Origin of the sequence: Streptomyces sp. NPDC058758 (assembly GCF_042746075.1) — a bacterium.
In the GTDB taxonomy this organism is placed as follows: domain Bacteria; phylum Actinomycetota; class Actinomycetes; order Streptomycetales; family Streptomycetaceae; genus Streptomyces.
Window position 1 is genome coordinate 22,923 of sequence record NZ_JBHYPS010000001.1, and the last position, 18,108, is coordinate 41,030.

17 protein-coding genes and 1 riboswitch are annotated in these 18,108 nt (G+C 75.3%); of the genes, 10 read left to right on the forward strand and 7 right to left on the reverse strand.

Features of this window, described 5'->3' with window-relative positions:
- Positions 1 to 43: 43 nt before the first annotated feature.
- Positions 44 to 499 (reverse strand): Asp23/Gls24 family envelope stress response protein, encoded by a 456-nt coding sequence (locus tag ACFW6A_RS00135; protein WP_351842179.1) that lies wholly within the window; start codon positions 497 to 499, stop codon positions 44 to 46.
- A 93-nt stretch (positions 500 to 592) separates the two neighbouring features.
- On the opposite strand from ACFW6A_RS00135, the gene ACFW6A_RS00140 reads away from it, so the two are divergent.
- A complete protein-coding gene (locus ACFW6A_RS00140; protein WP_386479537.1) occupies positions 593 to 1,264 on the forward strand; it encodes a hypothetical protein in 672 nt (223 codons plus the stop codon).
- Positions 1,265 to 1,284: 20 nt separating this feature from the next.
- On the opposite strand, the gene ACFW6A_RS00145 is transcribed toward ACFW6A_RS00140, so the two are convergent.
- The 3 genes from ACFW6A_RS00145 to ACFW6A_RS00155 all read right to left on the reverse strand — a co-directional run bounded on the left by ACFW6A_RS00145 (position 1,285) and on the right by ACFW6A_RS00155 (position 4,359).
- Positions 1,285 to 2,085 (reverse strand): enoyl-CoA hydratase/isomerase family protein, encoded by an 801-nt coding sequence (locus ACFW6A_RS00145; RefSeq protein ID WP_386479534.1) that lies wholly within the window; start codon positions 2,083 to 2,085, stop codon positions 1,285 to 1,287.
- Between the two features lie 132 nt (positions 2,086 to 2,217).
- Complete coding sequence (locus ACFW6A_RS00150; RefSeq protein WP_006123601.1) at positions 2,218 to 2,439, reverse strand: helix-turn-helix domain-containing protein; 222 nt, start codon at positions 2,437 to 2,439, stop codon at positions 2,218 to 2,220.
- A 321-nt stretch (positions 2,440 to 2,760) separates the two neighbouring features.
- Complete coding sequence (locus ACFW6A_RS00155; protein ID WP_386637921.1) at positions 2,761 to 4,359, reverse strand: ABC-F family ATP-binding cassette domain-containing protein; 1,599 nt, start codon at positions 4,357 to 4,359, stop codon at positions 2,761 to 2,763.
- Positions 4,360 to 4,638: 279 nt separating this feature from the next.
- On the opposite strand from ACFW6A_RS00155, the gene ACFW6A_RS00160 reads away from it, so the two are divergent.
- A complete protein-coding gene (locus tag ACFW6A_RS00160) occupies positions 4,639 to 5,532 on the forward strand; it encodes a neutral zinc metallopeptidase (protein WP_351842187.1) in 894 nt (297 codons plus the stop codon).
- Positions 5,514 to 5,774 (forward strand): hypothetical protein, encoded by a 261-nt coding sequence (locus tag ACFW6A_RS00165; RefSeq protein ID WP_351842189.1) that lies wholly within the window; start codon positions 5,514 to 5,516, stop codon positions 5,772 to 5,774. Before ACFW6A_RS00160 ends, ACFW6A_RS00165 begins: the two co-directional genes overlap by 19 nt.
- 30 nt (positions 5,775 to 5,804) lie before the next feature.
- Here the strand turns inward: ACFW6A_RS00165 and ACFW6A_RS00170 are convergent, their stop codons facing one another.
- Together ACFW6A_RS00170 and ACFW6A_RS00175 are read right to left on the reverse strand one after the other, a co-directional pair.
- Positions 5,805 to 7,241 carry a hypothetical protein gene (locus ACFW6A_RS00170; RefSeq protein ID WP_386479529.1) on the reverse strand — a complete coding sequence of 479 codons (1,437 nt, stop codon included), beginning with the start codon at positions 7,239 to 7,241 and terminating at the stop codon, positions 5,805 to 5,807.
- An 87-nt stretch (positions 7,242 to 7,328) separates the two neighbouring features.
- Positions 7,329 to 8,438 carry an alpha/beta hydrolase gene (locus ACFW6A_RS00175; protein ID WP_386637924.1) on the reverse strand — a complete coding sequence of 370 codons (1,110 nt, stop codon included), beginning with the start codon at positions 8,436 to 8,438 and terminating at the stop codon, positions 7,329 to 7,331.
- Positions 8,439 to 8,787: 349 nt separating this feature from the next.
- Between ACFW6A_RS00175 and ACFW6A_RS00180 the strand changes: the two genes are divergently transcribed.
- The 7 genes from ACFW6A_RS00180 (at position 8,788) to ACFW6A_RS00210 (ending at position 17,373) form a co-directional block, all read left to right on the forward strand.
- Entirely contained in the window at positions 8,788 to 10,065 is a 1,278-nt protein-coding gene (locus ACFW6A_RS00180; RefSeq protein ID WP_351842195.1) for an inorganic phosphate transporter, read from the forward strand.
- 28 nt (positions 10,066 to 10,093) lie between these two features.
- On the forward strand, positions 10,094 to 10,315 hold the full coding sequence (locus tag ACFW6A_RS00185) for a hypothetical protein (RefSeq protein WP_351842197.1): 222 nt from the start codon (positions 10,094 to 10,096) through the stop codon (positions 10,313 to 10,315).
- 158 nt (positions 10,316 to 10,473) lie between these two features.
- Positions 10,474 to 10,556: riboswitch (cobalamin riboswitch) on the forward strand.
- Positions 10,557 to 10,610: 54 nt separating this feature from the next.
- The gene (locus tag ACFW6A_RS00190; RefSeq protein WP_386637928.1) at positions 10,611 to 11,600 is read left to right on the forward strand and encodes a cobalamin biosynthesis protein; all 990 of its coding nucleotides are present in this window, start codon (positions 10,611 to 10,613) and stop codon (positions 11,598 to 11,600) included.
- Complete coding sequence (locus ACFW6A_RS00195; RefSeq protein ID WP_351842201.1) at positions 11,597 to 13,105, forward strand: cobyric acid synthase; 1,509 nt, start codon at positions 11,597 to 11,599, stop codon at positions 13,103 to 13,105. The genes ACFW6A_RS00190 and ACFW6A_RS00195 overlap by 4 nt, the downstream gene beginning before the upstream one ends.
- 256 nt (positions 13,106 to 13,361) lie before the next feature.
- Entirely contained in the window at positions 13,362 to 15,431 is a 2,070-nt protein-coding gene (locus ACFW6A_RS00200; protein ID WP_386637933.1) for a putative cobaltochelatase, read from the forward strand.
- Positions 15,431 to 16,039 (forward strand): cob(I)yrinic acid a,c-diamide adenosyltransferase, encoded by a 609-nt coding sequence (gene cobO, locus ACFW6A_RS00205; RefSeq protein WP_189950455.1) that lies wholly within the window; start codon positions 15,431 to 15,433, stop codon positions 16,037 to 16,039. Before ACFW6A_RS00200 ends, cobO begins: the two co-directional genes overlap by 1 nt.
- On the forward strand, positions 16,033 to 17,373 hold the full coding sequence (locus ACFW6A_RS00210; protein ID WP_351842205.1) for a cobyrinate a,c-diamide synthase: 1,341 nt from the start codon (positions 16,033 to 16,035) through the stop codon (positions 17,371 to 17,373). Before cobO ends, ACFW6A_RS00210 begins: the two co-directional genes overlap by 7 nt.
- Positions 17,374 to 17,375: 2 nt before the next feature.
- Here ACFW6A_RS00210 and ACFW6A_RS00215 read toward each other — a convergent pair whose 3' ends face one another.
- Positions 17,376 to 18,104: a ZIP family metal transporter gene (locus ACFW6A_RS00215; protein WP_351842207.1), complete on the reverse strand. Its 729-nt coding sequence runs from the start codon at positions 18,102 to 18,104 to the stop codon at positions 17,376 to 17,378.
- Positions 18,105 to 18,108 lie beyond the last annotated feature (4 nt).

An 18,108-nucleotide genomic window follows, 5' to 3' on the forward strand; every position in this document is an offset into this window, starting at 1 on the left:
ACCCCTTTCCTGGCCCTGCGGTCCGTGTGTCCGTGCCGGCCGGCTACTGGAGCCGGGACTCGGGCTCGTCTTCCTCTTCGTCGGGCAGCTTCACGTCGCTGACCGCGATGTTGACCTCGACGACCTCCAGACCGGTCATCCGTTCCACGGCCGCGATCACGTTCTCGCGGACCGCTCCGGCGACGTCGGCGATGGAGACGCCGTAGTCGACCACGATCTCCAGGTCGAGCGCGGTCTGCACCTCGCCGACCTCCGCCTTGACTCCCCGGGTGACGCCCGCCTTGCCGCCGCCCCCGCCGGGGACGCGGTCCCGGACGGCGCCGAGGGTGCGGGACAACCCGCTGCCCATGGCGTGGACGCCGACGACGTCGCGGGCGGCCATGCCGGCGATCTTCTCCACCACGCCGTCGGCGATGGTGGTCCGGCCCCGGGTGGCGGCCGTGCCGCCGCCCTTCTTGGTGATCGGCGTGCTCTCCGGAGCGCGTTCACTGTCCGTCATCAGATTCAGCCCCTTCTGGGATATTTCGGGGTTCTTCGCCCACATTAAGGGCGGTTACCCGATGCCGCTCCGGGGATACGGCAGTCTGGGGCAATGACCACGAGTGACGGTTGGAAAGCGGCGGTACGCGACCGCCTGGCGCCGGGCAGGCTGCTGCCGCTCGGCACGGTGGCGGGAGCCTGGCTGGCGGAGCGGGCGGCCCGGGAGGTGCTGGGCCGCGCGGCCTCGGGAGTGCGGGGGGTGGTGCCGGGCGCGCTGCGGGTCGGCGCGGCGGCGGAGGCGAGCGTGCCGGATCCGCCGTTCCCGGTGCCGCCGGGCGGGCTGGCGCCGGGGCCGCTGCGGATCGACGCGGAGTTCGCGGTGGTGGCGGCCGGGCGGCCGCTGCCGGAGACGGCGGAGGAGGTGCGGGCGGTGCTCCTCGCGGCCGCGGCGGAGCTGGGCCTGGCGGTGACGGAGGCCGACCTGCGGGTGACGGAGCTGCTGGAGGAGGCGCCCGCGCCGGAGCCGGCTCCGGCGCCGTCCGGCCGGGCCGCGCCGGCGACGGACGATCCGGTGGCGCTCGCGGTGCTGCTGGTGCCGGGCGTGGCGGCGGTGACGGACGCGCTGGGTCCGCCGGTGCACCGGGTCCGCGAGGAGGTGCGGGTGGAGTTCGCCGTGGCGGCGGAGCATCCGCCGGCCGAGGTGGCGCGGGCCGCGCACGCGGCGGCGGCCGCGGCGGCCCCTGCGGGCGCCGCGGTCACCGTCCTGGTCACGGAGGTGCGCTGAGGGGCCCTCGCGGGCGGGTGTCAGTCGCCGAGGCCCGCGAGGTCGCGCAGCCGGCGGGCCTGGGCGGCGCGCTCGGCGACGCGCTGCTCCTCGTAGGAGCGGCCGGCGGCACCCTGGAGCAGCGCCTTGGTCTCGACGACCGCGTCGCGCGGCGCGGCGAGCAGGGCGGCGCTGAGGTCCCGTACCGCGGCGTCGAGTTCGGCGGCGGGCACGGCGATGTTGGCCAGCCCGATGCGCTCGGCCTCCTCCGCGTGGACGAAGCGGCCGGTGGCGCAGATCTCCAGCGCGCGGGCGTAGCCCACGAGGGAGACGAGCGGGTGCGTCCCGGTGAGGTCGGGGACGAGGCCCAGGCTGGTCTCGCGCATGGCGAACTGCACGTCCTCGGCGACGACCCGCAGGTCGCAGGCGAGGGCGAGCTGGAAGCCGGCACCGATGGCGTGGCCCTGGACCGCCGCGATGGACACGAGGTCGCTGCGGCGCCACCAGGTGAACGCCTCCTGGTACTCGGCGATGACCGCGTCGAGGTCCGCGTCGGAACCCCGGGCGAGGTCGAGGAAGGACGGCTCTCCGTCGAAGCCCTCGGGCGTGAAGGCCTGTCGGTCGAGTCCGGCGGAGAAGGACTGGCCCTCACCGCGCAGGACGACGATCCGCACGCTGCCCGGAAGAGACCGGCCGGCTTCCGTCAACGCCCGCCACAGAGCGGGAGACTGGGCGTTGCGCTTCGCCGGGTTGGTCAGGGTCACCGTGGCAACGGCGTCCTCGACGGTGAGCCGTACACCGTCCTTGTCGAAGACGAGCTGGGAGTCGTCGGGCGTGGTCATGGGGCGCCTCCGGTTCCAATGCAGCACTGCATCCGATGCTAAGTGACTGCACAGTAACCACCCGGGCGGTCGCAGGACCGACCGGGTGCCCACCGGGAAGGTCCCGGTGGACCGGTCGAGCCGCCCCCGGCGTCAGGCCGAGGCCGCCTTCTTGCCCCGTGTCGCTCCGCCGCGACCACGCAGCGTGACTCCGGATTCGCTGAGCATCCGGTGGACGAATCCGTAGGAGCGGCCCGTTTCCTCGGCCAGCGCCCGGATGCTCGCACCGGAGTCGTACTTCTTCTTCAGGTCTGCCGCGAGCTTGTCGCGCGCGGCGCCGGTCACCCGGCTGCCCTTCTTCAGAGTCTCGGCCACCCGTGCCTCCTCATGGGAAGTGCGCTCTGGACTTCTCATGATCACCCCTCCCCGTCGTCCTGGCCACCCATTCGACAAGGTCCGTCCTGCCGGGTTTGCGGACGAGTACGGCGTCCTCACGATCGGAAGCCGTCATTCCGCGCGGCTGGAACCCGCCCCTCACGGGAGTGGATCAAGGGATCGCCAGGTCAGCGACGCCGCGGGAACAAACGTGCGACGCGGGCCCTGCCGGAAGGATTCAGCAGGGGCCCGCGCCGGGGGTACGAGACCTTCTCACTCAGATGACGGATCCGGTGATGAGCCGAATGATCCAGTCGGGGCTCAGGCCAGGGCGACCAGGTCCGCGTAGTCCGGGCCCCACAGGTCCTCCACGCCGTCCGGCAGCAGGATGATCCGCTCCGGGTCCAGCGCCTCGACGGCGCCCTCGTCGTGGGTGACCAGGACGACCGCGCCCTTGTAGGTGCGCAGCGCGCCGAGGATTTCCTCGCGGCTGGCGGGGTCGAGGTTGTTGGTGGGCTCGTCGAGCAGGAGCACGTTGGCCGAGGAGACGACCAGGGTCGCGAGCGCCAGGCGGGTCTTCTCGCCGCCGGAGAGCACCCCGGCCGGCTTGTCGACGTCGTCGCCGGAGAAGAGGAAGGAGCCGAGCGTCTTGCGGACCTCGACCAGGTCGAGGTCGGGCGCGGCGGAGCGCATGTTCTCCAGGACCGTGCGCTCCGGGTCCAGGGTCTCGTGCTCCTGGGCGTAGTAGCCGAGCTTGAGGCCGTGGCCGGGGGTGACCTCGCCGGTGTCGGGCTTCTCCACGCCGCCGAGGAGGCGGAGCAGGGTGGTCTTGCCGGCGCCGTTGAGGCCGAGGATGACGACGCGGGAGCCCTTGTCGATGGCCAGGTCGACGTCGGTGAAGATCTCCAGGGAGCCGTACGACTTGGACAGGCCCTCCGCGGTGAGCGGGGTCTTGCCGCAGGGCGCGGGCTCCGGGAAGCGCAGCTTGGCGACCTTGTCGGAGGCGCGGACCGCCTCCAGGCCGGAGAGCAGGCGCTCGGCGCGCTTGGCCATGTTCTGCGCGGCGACCGTCTTGGTGGCCTTGGCGCGCATCTTGTCGGCCTGCGAGTTGAGCGCGGCGGCCTTCTTCTCGGCGTTCTGGCGCTCGCGCTTGCGGCGCTTCTCGTCGGCCTCGCGCTGCTGCTGGTAGAGCTTCCAGCCCATGTTGTAGACGTCGATCGTGGAGCGGTTGGCGTCCAGGTAGAAGACCTTGTTGACGACGGTCTCGACCAGGTCGACGTCGTGGGAGATGACGATGAAGCCGCCGCGGTAGGTCTTCAGGTAGTCGCGCAGCCAGACGATCGAGTCGGCGTCGAGGTGGTTCGTCGGCTCGTCGAGGAGGAGCGTGTCGGCGTCCGAGAAGAGGATCCGGGCCAGCTCGATCCGGCGGCGCTGACCGCCGGAGAGGGTGTGCAGCGGCTGGCCGAGGACCCGGTCGGGCAGCCCGAGGGCGGCCGCGATGGTGGCGGCCTCGGCCTCGGCGGCGTACCCGCCCTTGGTGAGGAACTCGGTCTCCTGGCGCTCGTACTGCTTGAGGGCCTTCTCGCGGGTGGCGCCGGAGCCGGTCGCGATCCGCTCCTCGTTCATCCGCATCTTGCGCAGCAGCACGTCGAGGCCGCGGGCGGAGAGGAAGCGGTCGCGGGCGAGGACGTCGAGGTCGCCGGTGCGCGGGTCCTGCGGGAGGTAGCCGACCTCGCCGGAGCGGGCGATGGTGCCGCCGGCGGGCTGGCCCTCGCCGGCCAGGCACTTGGTGAGGGTGGTCTTGCCCGCTCCGTTGCGGCCGACGAGGCCGATGCGGTCGCCCTTGGCGACGCGGAAGGAAGCGTTCTCGATGAGGATGCGGGCGCCGGCGCGCAGCTCGATGCCGGAAGCGGTGATCACGGACGGACTCCAGGGCGATGGGAAGACGGCGGATGACGACAGGTGACGGGCTGCGACGCCGCTAATGCACCCAGGGGAGGATGTCCCAGGGGAGAATGTCCATGCGGCCAGTCTATCGGGCGTCTGCAACTGGTTTTCGGCCACACGGGCGGCCCGGGCGGGATAGGGACGTTTCTCTCAGTGCTTGACAGAGGGAACAAAAGGGGCGGAGTACGGAAGACCGGCTGATACTCGGCGGAGGGCGGCGGTCGGGCCGCCGCGGTGACGCGGAGGTGGACCGTGCAGTTCGACGACGACGCCCGTCTGGACACCTCCGAGGTGAAGGACGTCCGCGGCAGCCGCGTCCCCGGCGGGAGGGCGACCGTCGGCGGCGGGATCGCCGGCCTCATCGCCCTGGTCCTCGGCATCCTCTTCGGCGTCGGTCCCGACCAGCTCGGACTCTCCTCCGGCGGCGAGGACCAGCCCGCCGCCAGCGCCTCCTCCGCGGCCCAGGTGAACCAGGCGTGCCGGACCGGCGCGGACGCCAACAGCCGCGAGGACTGCCGGACCGTGGCCGTGGTCAACAGCCTCCAGGACTACTGGCGCAGCGAGTACGGCCGCCGGGGCGGCACCTACTCTCCCGCCTCCACCGTCCTCTTCAGCGGGCAGGTGAACACCGCCTGCGGCGCGGCGAGCTCCGCAGTTGGCCCGTTCTACTGCCCCGGCGACCGGCAGGTCTACCTGGACCTGGGCTTCTTCGATGAGCTGCGGACCACGTTCGGCGCCGGCGGCGGCCCCTTCGCCCAGGCGTACGTGGTGGCCCACGAGTACGGGCACCACATCCAGAACCTGATGGGGACGCTCAGCCGCTCCCAGGACGGGCGGACCGGGGCCGGCTCCAACGCCGTCCGCGTCGAGCTCCAGGCCGACTGCTACGCGGGCGTGTGGGCCCGGCACGCCACGACCGCCCCGGACGACGCCACCGGACGGCCGCTGCTCACCCGGCTCGACGACGCGGACATCCGCGACGGCCTGGACGCGGCGGCGGCGGTGGGCGACGACCGGATCCAGGAGCGCTTCCAGGGCCGGGTGACCCCGGAGAGCTGGACCCACGGCTCGGCCGAGCAGCGCCGCCAGTGGTTCTCCACCGGCTACCGGACCGGGGACATGGCCCGGTGCAACACCTTCCGCTGAGGCCCGGCCTCCGCTCCGGCTCAGGCGACGCCCGCGACAAGGCGATGGGCGCGGGCGGCCCGGTGGGCGTCCACGTCCGCGTCCGGGACGTGGACGGGCACCACGCCCGGGCCGTCGCGCACGGCGGGGAGATCCCGACGCCGTCCGCCGACCGGGAGTACGGCTCCCGGGGCTCCGTGGCGAAGGACGCCGAGGGTGACGCGGGGGGCTTCGGCGCGTACGCCCCGGGCCCGGCGGACTGACGCGGCGGACCCGGGGCGGGCGGGCCGGGGTCAGGCGCCGCCGGTGTGGACCTGGAAGGCGGCCCGCCGGACGGCCTTCGCCAGCGCCGGGTCCGGGTGGGCGGCGGCCAGCGCGACCAGCACCTGCACCGTCCTCGGATGGCCGACGGCCCTGACCTCGTCCAGCAGCGCGGGCACGGTCCCCTGCACGGCCGAGTCCAGGTGCCGCACCAGCAGTTCGCTCTCGCCGTGGTCGGCGACGGCGGCCGCGGTGTCCACCCAGAGCCAGGTCGCCTCCTCGCGGGTGAGGACCTCGGGGGCGTCGTCGGGGTCGGTGCCCTCGTACTCGGCGAGCCACAGCAGCGCGTAGGGGCGCAGCGAGGGCTCGGCGACCGCGGCGCGGACCTCCGCCTCGGCGGGGGCGCCGACCACCCGCAGCGCCTCGAAGGCGAGGCCGCGCAGCAGGGCGTCCTCGCCGCGCGCGGCGGCGAGCAGCTCGGCGATCGCGCCGGCCAGCGTGCGGGCGGCGAGCCACGCGCGGTACTCGTCACGGGCCGGGCCCGGGGTGAGCCGGGCGCAGCCGCGGAGCATGTCGGCGGCGGACTGCTCGATGTTGCCGGCGGGGCTCTGCGCGGCCACGCAGATCTGCTCCAGCTTGACCCACACCGCCCAGTTGCCGAGCGGGGTCAGGGTCGCGTGACGTCCCTCCGGGCCGGTCCCCCTGTCCAGGGTGAGCGCGCCGACCTCGGCGAGGCCCTCCAGGGCCCAGTCGAGGAGGGCGGGCAGGCGCTCGGCGGGGGTGGGGGGCTGGGCCGGGACGCCGTCGCCGGGCACCTCGCAGCGCTCCTCGCGGAGTTCGTCGACGCGCTGCCCCAGGAGGTCGAGCAGGGCGGGGACGAGGACGGGGCCGTGGGAGAGCTGGAGCAGCGACAGGACCTGCGGCACCGCCTCCACGACCTCGGCGACCGCGCCGGGCGCCACGCCCCGGGGGGCCGGGTGGACCAGCGACCAGGCGTCGAGGAGCGCGACCCAGCCGCGGAGCACCGCGGAGTCGTCGCGGTCCCAGGCCTGGAGCCGCCAGCCGGGGCGGACGGTGGCGCCGTGCAGCTCGACCAGGCCGGCGAGCCGGGCCCGGTCCCAGCCGGCGCGGACCCGAGCCGGCGTCAGGCCGAGCTCGGCGGCGGCCCGTTCGACGGCGGCCGGGCCGTCGAGCGGAGCGGAAGCGGAGGCGGGCCGGTCGGCCGCGCGCGGGCCCGTCCGCGGGCCCTGCGGGGTGGCGGCCCAGCGGGCGATCCGCACGGCGTCGGCGAGGACGAGCCTGGCCTGGCGGGCCAGTTCCGCGCGGGGCGGGGTGCCCTCGGGCGGCCTCGGGGCAGGCCGGGTGCGCCGCGTCGTCGCGGCCCGTCGGGCGGTGGCCAGCGACCGCGGACGGACGAGTCGGAGTCTGGAGTTGCGCGCCAATGGTTCATCGGGCTTTCGAGACGTCACGGGGGCAGTCTTCCCGCTGACGGCCCGAAAGCCCAATCGGAATGCGCGACGCCGTCCCGGCGCGTCCCGGCCCCCCGCGCGCGGCGGCTACATCAGGGGGGTGAGGTAGCGGCGGAGGGCTTCCTCGTAGCGGAGGGGGTCGGCGTTCCACATGGCGGTGTGGGGGGCCCGGCGGACGGGGAGGAGGGTGACCAGGTCGGGCCGGCGGGCGGCCAGTTCGACGGAGGGCTCCCAGGGGGAGATGGTGTCGTCGGGGCCGTGCGCCAGCAGGACCGGGACGCCGAGGCCCGCCGTGTGGTCGGGGTGCGGGCCGGTGCGGCCGAGGGCCGCGCGGACGGCGAGCGGGACCAGCGGGGCGGGCACGCCCCGGGCGGCGGCGAGGTTGCGGACGGTGGCCTCCCAGTCGAGGACCGGCGAGTCGAGCACCAGGCCGGCGATGCGGTCGCGCACGCCGGACTCCGCCGCGGCGCGCAGCGCCATCGTGGCGCCGGTGCCCCAGCCGTGCAGGACGATCTTGGAGGCGCCGCGGCGGACCGCGTAGCGCAGGACGGCGTCGACGTCGCGCCACTCGGTGTCGCCGAGCTGGGAGAGGCCGTCGGCCGGTTCGGGGGCGCCCCGGTCGCCGCGGTAGGCGGGGACGAGGACGGGGACGCGGCGGCGGGCGTAGAAGGGGACGAGGTTCAGCGCGTGCTCGCGGCCGGCGCCGAGGCCGTGCAGGGCGACGACCCAGGTGGCGCGGGGCCCGGTGACGAGCCAGGCGGGGAGCGGGCCGAGCTCGCCGGGGATCTCGACGTCCTCGTGGGGCAGGCCGAGGGCCGTCTCCGGGGTGCCGGTGTGCAGCTGCGGGGTCAGGCGGACCCGGCTGCCGGGGCCGAGCGCGCCGAGTTCGACGCGTTCGAGGCGGCGGACGACGGTGTCGGCGGTGTGCGGGACGCGGTCGAGGACCGGGCCGGTGACCGCGTGCACGCCGGGCGCCGTCATCCCGTAGGTGCCGGGGCGCAGCGAGGCGAGGCTGCGGGTGAGGGTGACCCGCTCGGGTCCCGTGGCGTGCACGGTGAGCTTGGGGTCGCCGGGGAGGGGCCGTCCGGACGCCGCTTTGAGGGCGACGCCGCCGGCGTGGCGGCCGGCCGCCACGGCGGCCGCACCGACACCGATCAGGGTGGTGACGGCCGCTGCCGTCGCTGTAGCCGGGCGCACGCTCCCAGTGTCGTCACGGGGGTGGGGAGACTGCCACCGGACGGAGCCGGGCGGGTGCCCCGGGAGGGTGACGAGGGTCTCTCCGGCGGGTCCCCGTGCGGATGAATCCGTCCAGGGGGTGGAACGCGCCGGCCGGGCGGGGAGGGACCGGGGTCCGGTGCGCCCCGTGGGGTCCGGGATTACCCGTGGTCGCGGGGTGACCGGATGGTGGACACGGGGGCTCCCGGCGGCCAAGCGGAATCTCACGGCACCGGATCGAGACACCGTGATGCCCTGCCCAGTTCACCTTCCGTTCACTCAGGTTGCCTACGTTCGTCCAGCCACTGACGTCAAACGATTGCCTGGGTAAATGGAACACATCACGCTGCTGCTCGCCATTGTGGTCGTGACAGCTCTCGTGTTCGATTTCACGAACGGTTTCCACGACACCGCCAACGCGATGGCCACCACCATCTCGACCGGTGCCCTCAAGCCCAAGACGGCGGTGGCCATGTCCGCCGTGCTGAACCTGGTCGGCGCGTTCCTGTCCGTCGAGGTCGCCAAGACGATCTCCGGCGGGATCATCAACGAAGAGGGCATCCGCACGGAAGTGATCTTCGCGGCCCTCGTCGGCGCCATCCTGTGGAATCTGCTGACCTGGCTCCTGGGCCTGCCGTCCAGCTCCTCCCACGCCCTCTTCGGCGGCCTCATCGGCGCCGCGGTCATGTCGGCCGGCTGGTCGGCCGTGAACGGCTCGACCATCGTCACCAAGGTCCTCATCCCGGCCGTGGCGGCGCCGATCGTCGCCGGCCTCGCCGCGATGGCCGCGACCAAGCTGACGTACAAGATCAAGGCGAACCCGGAGGCCAAGGCGACCGCCAAGGGCTACCGGGCCGGCCAGATCGCCTCCGCCGGTCTCGTCTCCCTCGCCCACGGCACCAACGACGCCCAGAAGACGATGGGCATCATCACCCTCGCCCTGGTCACCCAGGGCGTCGTGGCCCCCGGCTCGAACCCCCCGCTGTGGGTCATCGTCTCGGCCGGCCTGGCGATCGCGCTCGGCACCTACCTCGGCGGCTGGCGCATCATCCGCACCATGGGCAAGGGCCTCACCGACCTCCAGCCGCAGCAGGGCTTCGCCGCCCAGACCAGCGCCGCGACGGTCATCCTGGCCTCCTCGCACCTCGGCTTCTCCCTCTCCACCACCCAGTCCTGCTCGGGTGCCGTGATGGGCGCCGGCCTCGGCCGCAAGGGCGGCGTCGTCCGCTGGTCGACCGCCACCCGGATGTTCGTCGCCTGGGGCCTGACCCTCCCGGCCGCCGGCCTCGTCGGCGCCGCCGCCGAGTTCCTCACCAAGCAGGGCACCTGGGGCATCGCCGTCACCGCGGCCCTCCTGATCGGCGGCTCGGCCGTGATCTGGGCGCTCTCCCGCCGCCAGCCGGTCGACCACCACAACGTCACCGCCGACGACCTGGGCGACGACTCCGACTCCGGCACCCCCGGCGTCGTGACCACGGCCATCGCGGCCGTCACCCCGCCGCCGGCCGGCTCCGTCGCCGCCGTCGCGGACGACGGCCTCAAGACCACCATCCACGCGCCGGGTCCGAACGACCCCGCCGCTCCCCCGGCCCCCGCCGCCGCGGTCTGAGCCCCCTAAGGAAACGGGAACCCAAGCCATGAAGATCGACTGGGCAGCTCTCGGCTCCGTCTTCGGAGTCAGCCTCGTGGCGACCGTCGCCCTCGTGGGCCTCTTCACCCTCGGGATCGTCGGCCTCGGCAAGCAGGAGCGGGCCGCGGCCTCGGGCGGCTCCGCCGTCCTCGCCCGCACCGGCGCCTACGCCTGCTTCGCGCTGTGCGCGGCGGCCGTCGCGTACGGCATCTACCTCATCGTCGTCTGACCCACGGCACCCGGAGGGCCGGGTCCGCACCTCGCGCGAGGGCGGGCCCGGCCCTCGTGTCTGTGGCGCTCCGCACAGTGACCCGTCGCAGGTCAAGGGTGAGTTGACGGCCGTTCGCGGGGCGTGGTGGACTGCCGGGGCCAATACGGCGGCAATGGAGAGGAAGCCCGGTGCGATTCCGGCGCGGTCCCGCCACTGTGACCGGGCCCGGCGAACCGCCGGATCCGGGAGTCAGGAACTCTCGCCGCCGGTCACGTCGACCCAGGGCGCGGACCCTGAGTGAGGACACGCCGCCATGCCCGGCCGCACCCCCGTGGCTTCCCGAGCCACCGCAGTCTTCGCGTACGGAGCGGCCGCCGGCCTCGCCGTCGACCTGGTCCTCGGCGACCCCCGCCGCGGCCACCCCGTCGCCGCCTTCGGACGCGCCGCCGCCGCCGTCGAGAAGCGCCTCTGGCGCGACCACCGGGGCCGCGGCGCCCTGCACACCGCCGTCTGCGCGGGCGGCGCCGTCGCCGCCGGGGCGCTGGCGGCCCGCGCGGTCCGCGGCAGCCGCACCGCCTCCGTCGCGCTGACCGCCGCCGCCGTGTGGGCCGTCGTCGGCGGTACGACCCTGGGCCGGGAGGCCCGGGCCATCGGCGGGGCGCTCGCCGCCGGCGACCTGGAGGTCGCCCGGGAGCGGATGCCGCACCTGGTCGGGCGCGACCCGCAGGCCCTGGACGGGCCCGCGATGGCCCGCGCGGTCGTCGAGTCCGTCGCCGAGAACACCTCCGACGCCGTCGTCGGCGCCCTCGTGTGGGGCGCCGTCGCGGGCGTGCCGGGGCTGCTCGGCTTCCGGGCCGTCAACACCCTGGACGCCATGGTCGGCCACAAGTCCCCCCGCCACCGCCGCTACGGCTGGGCCTCCGCCCGCCTCGACGACCTGGCCGGCTGGCCCGGCGCCCGGCTCACCGCCGCCCTCGCCGTCCTCGCGGGCGGCGACCGGCGCGGAGCCGTACGGGCCTGGCGGGCGGACGCGGGGAAGCACCCGAGCCCCAACGCCGGGCCCGTCGAGGCCGCGTTCGCGGGCGCGCTCGGGGTACGGCTCGGGGGGACGCTCTCGTACGGCGGGCGGGTCGAGCACCGGCCCGTCCTCAACGCCGGCGGGCGGCCCGTCGAGGTCGCCGACATCGACCGGGCGGTCCGGCTCTCCCGCCGGGTGACCTGGCTGACCCTGGCCGCCTGCGCGGGCGGCCGGATCCTGACGGACGGCGTCTCCAAGGACGCGGTGAAGCGGAGGACGAAGTGAGGGGTGGGGGGCTGCTCGTCGCCGGGACGACCTCGGACGCGGGCAAGAGCGTCGTCACGGCGGGCATCTGCCGCTGGCTGGTCCGGCAGGGCGTCAAGGTGGCGCCGTTCAAGGGGCAGAACATGTCCCTCAACTCCTTCGTGACGCGGGAGGGCGCCGAGATCGGGCGCGCGCAGGCCATGCAGGCGCAGGCCGCGCGCGTCGAGCCGACCGCGCTGATGAACCCGGTGCTGCTCAAGCCGGGCGGCGACCGGTCCAGCCAGGTCGTGCTGATGGGCAGGCCGGTCGGCGAGATGAGCGCCCGCGGCTACCACGGCGGGCGGCAGCGGACCCTCTTCGAGCCGGTCCTCGCCTGCCTGGAGGAGCTGCGGGCCACCCACGACGCGGTGATCTGCGAGGGCGCCGGCAGTCCGGCCGAGATCAACCTGCGCCGGACCGACATCGTCAACATGGGCATCGCGCGGGCCGCGCGGCTGCCCGTCGTGGTGGTCGGCGACATCGACCGGGGCGGGGTCTTCGCCCAGTTCTTCGGCACCACGGCGCTGCTCGCGCCCGAGGACCAGGAGCTGATCGCGGGCTACCTGGTGAACAAGTTCCGCGGCGACGTGACGCTCCTGGAACCGGGCCTGGACATGCTGCACGGGCTCACCGGCCGCCGGACGTACGGCGTGCTGCCGTACGCGCACGGGCTCGGCATCGACGAGGAGGACGGGCTGCGGGTCTCCCTGCGGGGCACCGTCCGCGAGTCCGTCGTCGCGCCGCCCGTCGGCGCGGACGTGCTGCGGGTCGCGGTCTGCGCCGTCCCGCTGATGTCGAACTTCACCGACGTCGACGCGCTGGCCGCCGAACCGGGCGTGATCGTGCGGTTCGTGGACCGGCCCGAGGAGCTGGCCGACGCGGACCTGGTGGTCGTGCCCGGCACGCGCGGGACGGTCGGGGCGCTGGCGTGGCTGCGCGAGCGCGGCCTCGCCGGCGCGCTGGCCCGGCGGGCCGCCGAGGGGCGCCCGGTGCTCGGGATCTGCGGCGGCTTCCAGGCGCTCGGCGAGCACATCGAGGACGAGGTCGAGTCGAAGGCGGGCGCCGTCGAGGGGCTCGGGCTGCTGCCCGTGCGGGTCCGCTTCGCCCGCGAGAAGACCCTGGCGCGGCCGGTCGGCGAGGCGCTCGGGGAGCGGGTCGAGGGGTACGAGATCCACCACGGCGTGGCCGAGGTGCTCGGCGGGGAGCCGTTCCTCGACGGGTGCCGGGTCGGCGCCGTCTGGGGCACCCACTGGCACGGCTCGCTGGAGAGCGACGGCTTCCGCCGGGCCTTCCTCCGGGAGGTCGCGGCGGCCGCCGGACGGGCCTTCGTGCCCGCGCCCGACACCTCCTTCGGCACCCTGCGCGAGGAGCAGCTGGACCGCCTCGGCGACCTGATCGAGGAGCACGCCGACACGGACGCGCTGCTGCGCCTCGTCGAGGAGGGCGCGCCGAAGGGGCTTCCGTTCGTGCCGCCGGGGGCGCCGTGAGCGGGCGCGGGGCGGGGGCGCCGCGCGGGCTGGCCGCGCGGGTGGCCGCGCCCGGCCTCCGGCCGGTCCGGGGTTCCCGCCCGCCCCACCGGTGCGGGTGGCGCTGCCGCCCGCGGGCGGCCCGGGCGGGCGCCTGCCCGCCGTCGGCGGCCGCCGGTCCGGTGGGGCTCCGGGGCCGTGCGCGCCCCGTGCGACGACCCGCGGGCGGTCGCCCGCCTTCGGCGGCCGACCGTCATCTTCTGGAGAGGAACACGCGATGAGCACCCGCTTTCCGTTCACCGCCGTCGTCGGCATGGACGACCTGCGGCTCGCGCTGCTGCTGAACGCCGTCAGCCCGAGCGTGGGCGGCGTGCTCGTGCGGGGCGAGAAGGGGACCGCCAAGTCCACCGCCGTGCGCGCGCTCGCCGAGCTGCTGCCCGAGGTGGCCGTCGTCGCCGGGTGCCGGTTCGGCTGCGACCCGGCCGCGCCCGACCCGGACTGCCCGGACGGGCCGCACGGGGACGGCGAGGCCGAGGCGCGGCCCGCGCGGATGGTCGAGCTGCCCGTCGGGGCCTCCGAGGACCGGCTGGTCGGGTCGCTCGACATCGAGAGGGCGCTCGCCGACGGCGTGAAGGCGTTCGAGCCGGGGCTGCTGGCCGCCGCCCACCGGGGGATCCTCTACGTCGACGAGGTCAACCTGCTCTCCGACCACCTGATCGACCACCTCCTCGACGCCGCCGCCATGGGCGCCTCGCACGTCGAGCGCGAGGGCGTCTCCGTGCGGCACGCGGCCCGCTTCCTGCTCGTGGGGACCATGAACCCCGAGGAGGGCGAGCTGCGGCCGCAGCTGCTCGACCGGTTCGGCCTGACCGTGGAGGTGGCCGCCTCGCGGGTGCCCGAGGAGCGGGTCGAAGTGGTGCGGCGCAGGCTGGCGTTCGAGGACGACCCGGCCGGCTTCGCCGAGCGGTGGGCCGGCGAGGAGGCCGCGCTGCGCGCGCGGATCGTCGCCGCGCGGGAGCTGCTGCCGAAGGTGGCCCTCGGGGACGCCGTGCTGCTCCAGATCGCCGCCACCTGCGCCGCGTTCGAGGTCGACGGCATGCGCGCCGACATCGTCATGGCCCGGACCGCGACCGCGCTCGCCGCGTGGGCGGGCCGGGAGGAGGTGACGGGCGAGGACGTGCGGCAGGCCGCGCTGCTCGCCCTGCCGCACCGGCGGCGGCGCAATCCCTTCGACGCGCCGGGGATGGACGAGGACAAGCTCGACGAGACCCTGGAGCGGTTCAAGGGGGACGAGCCCGAGGACGACCCGGACCCGGACCCGGGGACGGACGGGCCGGGGGACGGCGGGCCCGGCGGTGGCGGCGGGGTGCCGCCGCAGGGCGGTGAGGGGCCCGCGCCCGAGACCGGCGGCGTACCGGAACAGGGGCCCTCCCAGACGCCCGAGCAGGCGCCCGAACCCGAGACCGCGCCCGAGACCGCGCCCCGGGGCGCGGCCGGCGAGCGGGCCGCCGTGAAGGCCGGCGAGCCGTTCCGCACGAAGGTGCTCACCGTGCCCGGGCTCGGCGCGGGCGCGGCCGGGCGGCGCTCCCGGGCCCGGACCCAGAACGGCCGGACCACCGGGGCGACCCGCCCCGAGGGCGCGCTGACCAAGCTGCACCTGTCCGCGACCGTACGGGCCGCCGCGCCGCACCAGCGGGCGCGCGGGCGGTCGGGGCCGGGGCTCGTGGTGCGCCGGGACGATCTGCGGCAGGCGGTGCGGGAGGGGCGCGAGGGGAACCTGGTGCTGTTCGTCGTGGACGCCTCCGGGTCGATGGCGGCGCGCAGGCGGATGGGCGCCGTGAAGGGCGCCGTGCTGTCGCTGCTGCTCGACGCCTACCAGCGGCGGGACAAGGTGGGCCTGGTGACCTTCCGGGGGCGGGCCGCCGAGCTGGCGCTGCCGCCGACGTCCTCCGTGGACGCGGCCGCCGCCCGCCTGGAGGAGCTGCCGACCGGAGGGCGCACGCCGCTGGCCGCCGGGCTGCTGAAGGCGCACGACGTGCTGCGGGTGGAGCGGCTGCGGGACCCCTCGCGCCGGCCGCTGCTCGTGGTCGTGACCGACGGGCGGGCGACCGGCGGCGGTCCCGACCCGGTGGGGCTCGCCGCCCGGGCCGCGCGGCTGCACGCCGCCGACGGCACGGCGAGCGTCGTCGTGGACTGCGAGGCGGGCCCGGTGCGGCTCGGTCTCGCCGGGGACCTCGCCCGTGACCTGGGCGGCACCGCCGTCACCCTGGACGAACTGCGCGCCGACGCGATCGCCGGGCTCGTACGAGAAGCACAAGTCAACCGCTCTGTCAGGAGGGCCGCTTAATGCCGCAGGGACAGCCGACCGTCGTGCCCGACGACGGCCTCACGACCCGTCAGCGCCGCAACCGGGCACTGGTGATGGTGCACACGGGCGTCGGCAAGGGGAAGTCGACGGCCGCCTTCGGGATGGCGCTGCGCGCCTGGAACCAGGGCTGGCCGATCGGGGTGTTCCAGTTCGTGAAGTCCGCCAAGTGGAAGGTCGGCGAGGAGAACGCCCTCAAGGCGCTCGGCGAGACCGGCAAGGGCGGCACCGTCACCTGGAACAAGATGGGCGAGGGCTGGTCCTGGATCCAGCGCGAGGTCGCCGAGGGCGAGCAGTCGCACGAGGACAAGGCGCGCGAGGGCTGGGAGCAGGTCAAGCGGGACCTGGCCGAGGAGCGCTACAAGTTCTACGTCCTCGACGAGTTCGCGTACCTGCTCCACTGGGGCTGGATCGACGTGAAGGAGGTCGTGGAGGTGCTGCGGGACCGTCCGGGGCAGCAGCACGTCGTCATCACCGGGCGCAACGCGCCGCAGGAGCTGGTGGACTTCGCCGACCTCGTCACCGACATGTCCAAGGTGAAGCACCCGATGGACGCCGGTCAGAAGGGCCAGCGGGGCATCGAGTGGTAGCACGTCTCGTCATCGCGGCGCCGTCGTCGGGCGCGGGCAAGACCACGGTGGCGACCGGCCTGATGGCCGCGTTCGCCTCCCGCGGCCTGTCCGTCTCCCCGCACAAGGTGGGGCCCGACTACATCGACCCGGGCTACCACGCGCTCGCCACCGGCCGCCCGGGCCGCAACCTCGACGCGTACATGTGCGGGACGGAGCTGGTCGCGCCGCTCTTCGCGCACGGCTCGCGCGGCTGCGACCTGGCCGTGGTCGAGGGCGTGATGGGGCTGTACGACGGCGCCGCGGGCCAGGGCGAACTGGCCTCCACGGCGCAGGTCGCGAAGCTGCTGCGGGCGCCGGTGGTGCTGGTCGTCGACGCGTCCTCGCAGTCGCGGTCGGTGGCGGCGCTGGTGCACGGCTTCGCCTCCTGGGACCCGGAGGTGCGGCTCGGCGGCGTGATCCTCAACAAGGTCGCGAGCGACCGGCACGAGCAGCTGCTGCGGGAGGCGCTGGAGGAGTCCGGGGTGCCCGTCCTCGGGGTGCTGCGGCGGGCGCCCGCCGTGGCGACGCCGTCGCGGCACCTGGGGCTGGTCCCGGTCGCCGAGCGGCAGGCGCAGGCCGTGGAGGCGGTGGCCGCGCAGGCGGAGCAGGTGCGGAGCGGGTGCGACCTGGAGGGGCTGCTGGCCCTCGCCCGGTCGGCGCCGCCGCTGGACGCCGAGGCGTGGGCGCCGCCCGCCGCGCCGTCCCCGGCGGGGCGCCGGCCGGTGGTCGCCGTCGCCGGCGGGGCCGCGTTCACGTTCTCGTACGCCGAGCACGCCGAGCTGCTGCGGGCCGCCGGGGCGGAGGTCGTCACCTTCGATCCGCTGCGCGACGAGACGCTGCCCGAGGGCACGTCCGGGCTGGTCATAGGCGGCGGGTTCCCCGAGGTGTACGCGGCCGAGCTGGCCGCCAACGAGCCGCTGCGCGCCGCGGTGGCCGAACTGGCGGCGTCCGGGGCGCCGGTGGCCGCCGAGTGCGCCGGGCTGCTGTACCTGGCGCGGTCGCTGGACGGGACCCCGATGTGCGGGGTGCTGGACGCGGACGCGCGGATGACGGAGCGGCTGACGCTCGGGTACCGGGACGCGGTGGCGGTGAACGACAGCGTGCTCGCACCCGCCGGGACCCGGATGCGCGGGCACGAGTTCCACCGGACGGTGATCGAGCCGGGCGCCGGCCCGCTCGCCGCCTGGGGGCTGCGGCAGCCGGAGACCCGGGTGGAGGGCTTCGTGCGGGGCGGGGTGCACGCCAGCTACGTGCACACGCACTGGGCGGGCTCCCCCGGGGTCGCCGCGCGCCTGGTCGGGCACTGCGCGTGAGGTCAGCCGCCCGAGAGGCCCACCACGAGCCAGATGAAGCCGACGCCCGCGACCGTGCAGAGCAGGGTGGAGCGGGCCGGGTGCTCGTGGTGGGCCTCGGGCAGGATCTCGGCGGCGGCGAGGTAGAGCAGGGCGCCGCCGAAGAAGCCGAGATATCCGCCGAGCAGTTCCTCCGGAAGGGTGAGGAACGTGGCGAGGGCGGCGCCGGCGATCGGCGCGAGGGCGTCGGCGAAGAGCATGGCGAGGGCCTTGCGGCGCTCGTTCCCGTACAGGCTGGTGAGCGTGTACGTGTTGAAGCCGTCCGCGAAGTCGTGGGTGACGACGGCGAGCGCGACGGTGGCCCCCATGCCGCCGCCGACCTGGAAGGCGGCGCCGAGCGCGATGCCGTCCATGAGGCTGTGCAGCACCATGGCGCCGGCCGCGACGAGCCCGACCTGAGGGGTGCGCTCCCCCGCCTCGGCGCCGTGTGCCGCGCGGCGGGTGGCGAGGAGCCGCTCCACCACGTGGGCGAAGAGGAAGCCGCCGACGAAGAGCAGCAGGGCCTCGGGGACGCCGAAGACCTCCGCCCCCGCGGCCTCCAGCGCCTCGGGCAGCAGGTCGAGTCCGACGACGCCGAGCATCAGCCCGCCGGCGAGGCCGAGGACGAGGTGCCGGCGGTCGGTGACGCGCTGCGCGACCCAGCCGCCGAAGAGCGTCATCAGGAACGCGCCGAGCGCGACGACCACAGCCATGGCC

Excerpts from the sequence above, each read along its gene's own strand:
- ACFW6A_RS00135 (WP_351842179.1), bottom strand. The coding sequence starts at position 499 with ATGACGGACAGTGAACGCGCTCCGGAGAGCACGCCGATCACCAAGAAG.
- ACFW6A_RS00140 (WP_386479537.1), top strand. The coding sequence starts at position 593 with ATGACCACGAGTGACGGTTGGAAAGCGGCGGTACGCGACCGCCTGGCG.
- ACFW6A_RS00145 (WP_386479534.1), bottom strand. The coding sequence starts at position 2,085 with ATGACCACGCCCGACGACTCCCAGCTCGTCTTCGACAAGGACGGTGTA.
- ACFW6A_RS00180 (WP_351842195.1), top strand. The coding sequence starts at position 8,788 with ATGGAACACATCACGCTGCTGCTCGCCATTGTGGTCGTGACAGCTCTC.
- ACFW6A_RS00185 (WP_351842197.1), top strand. The coding sequence starts at position 10,094 with ATGAAGATCGACTGGGCAGCTCTCGGCTCCGTCTTCGGAGTCAGCCTC.
- ACFW6A_RS00190 (WP_386637928.1), top strand. The coding sequence starts at position 10,611 with ATGCCCGGCCGCACCCCCGTGGCTTCCCGAGCCACCGCAGTCTTCGCG.
- ACFW6A_RS00200 (WP_386637933.1), top strand. The coding sequence starts at position 13,362 with ATGAGCACCCGCTTTCCGTTCACCGCCGTCGTCGGCATGGACGACCTG.
- cobO (WP_189950455.1), top strand. The coding sequence starts at position 15,431 with ATGCCGCAGGGACAGCCGACCGTCGTGCCCGACGACGGCCTCACGACC.
- ACFW6A_RS00215 (WP_351842207.1), bottom strand. The coding sequence starts at position 18,104 with ATGGCTGTGGTCGTCGCGCTCGGCGCGTTCCTGATGACGCTCTTCGGC.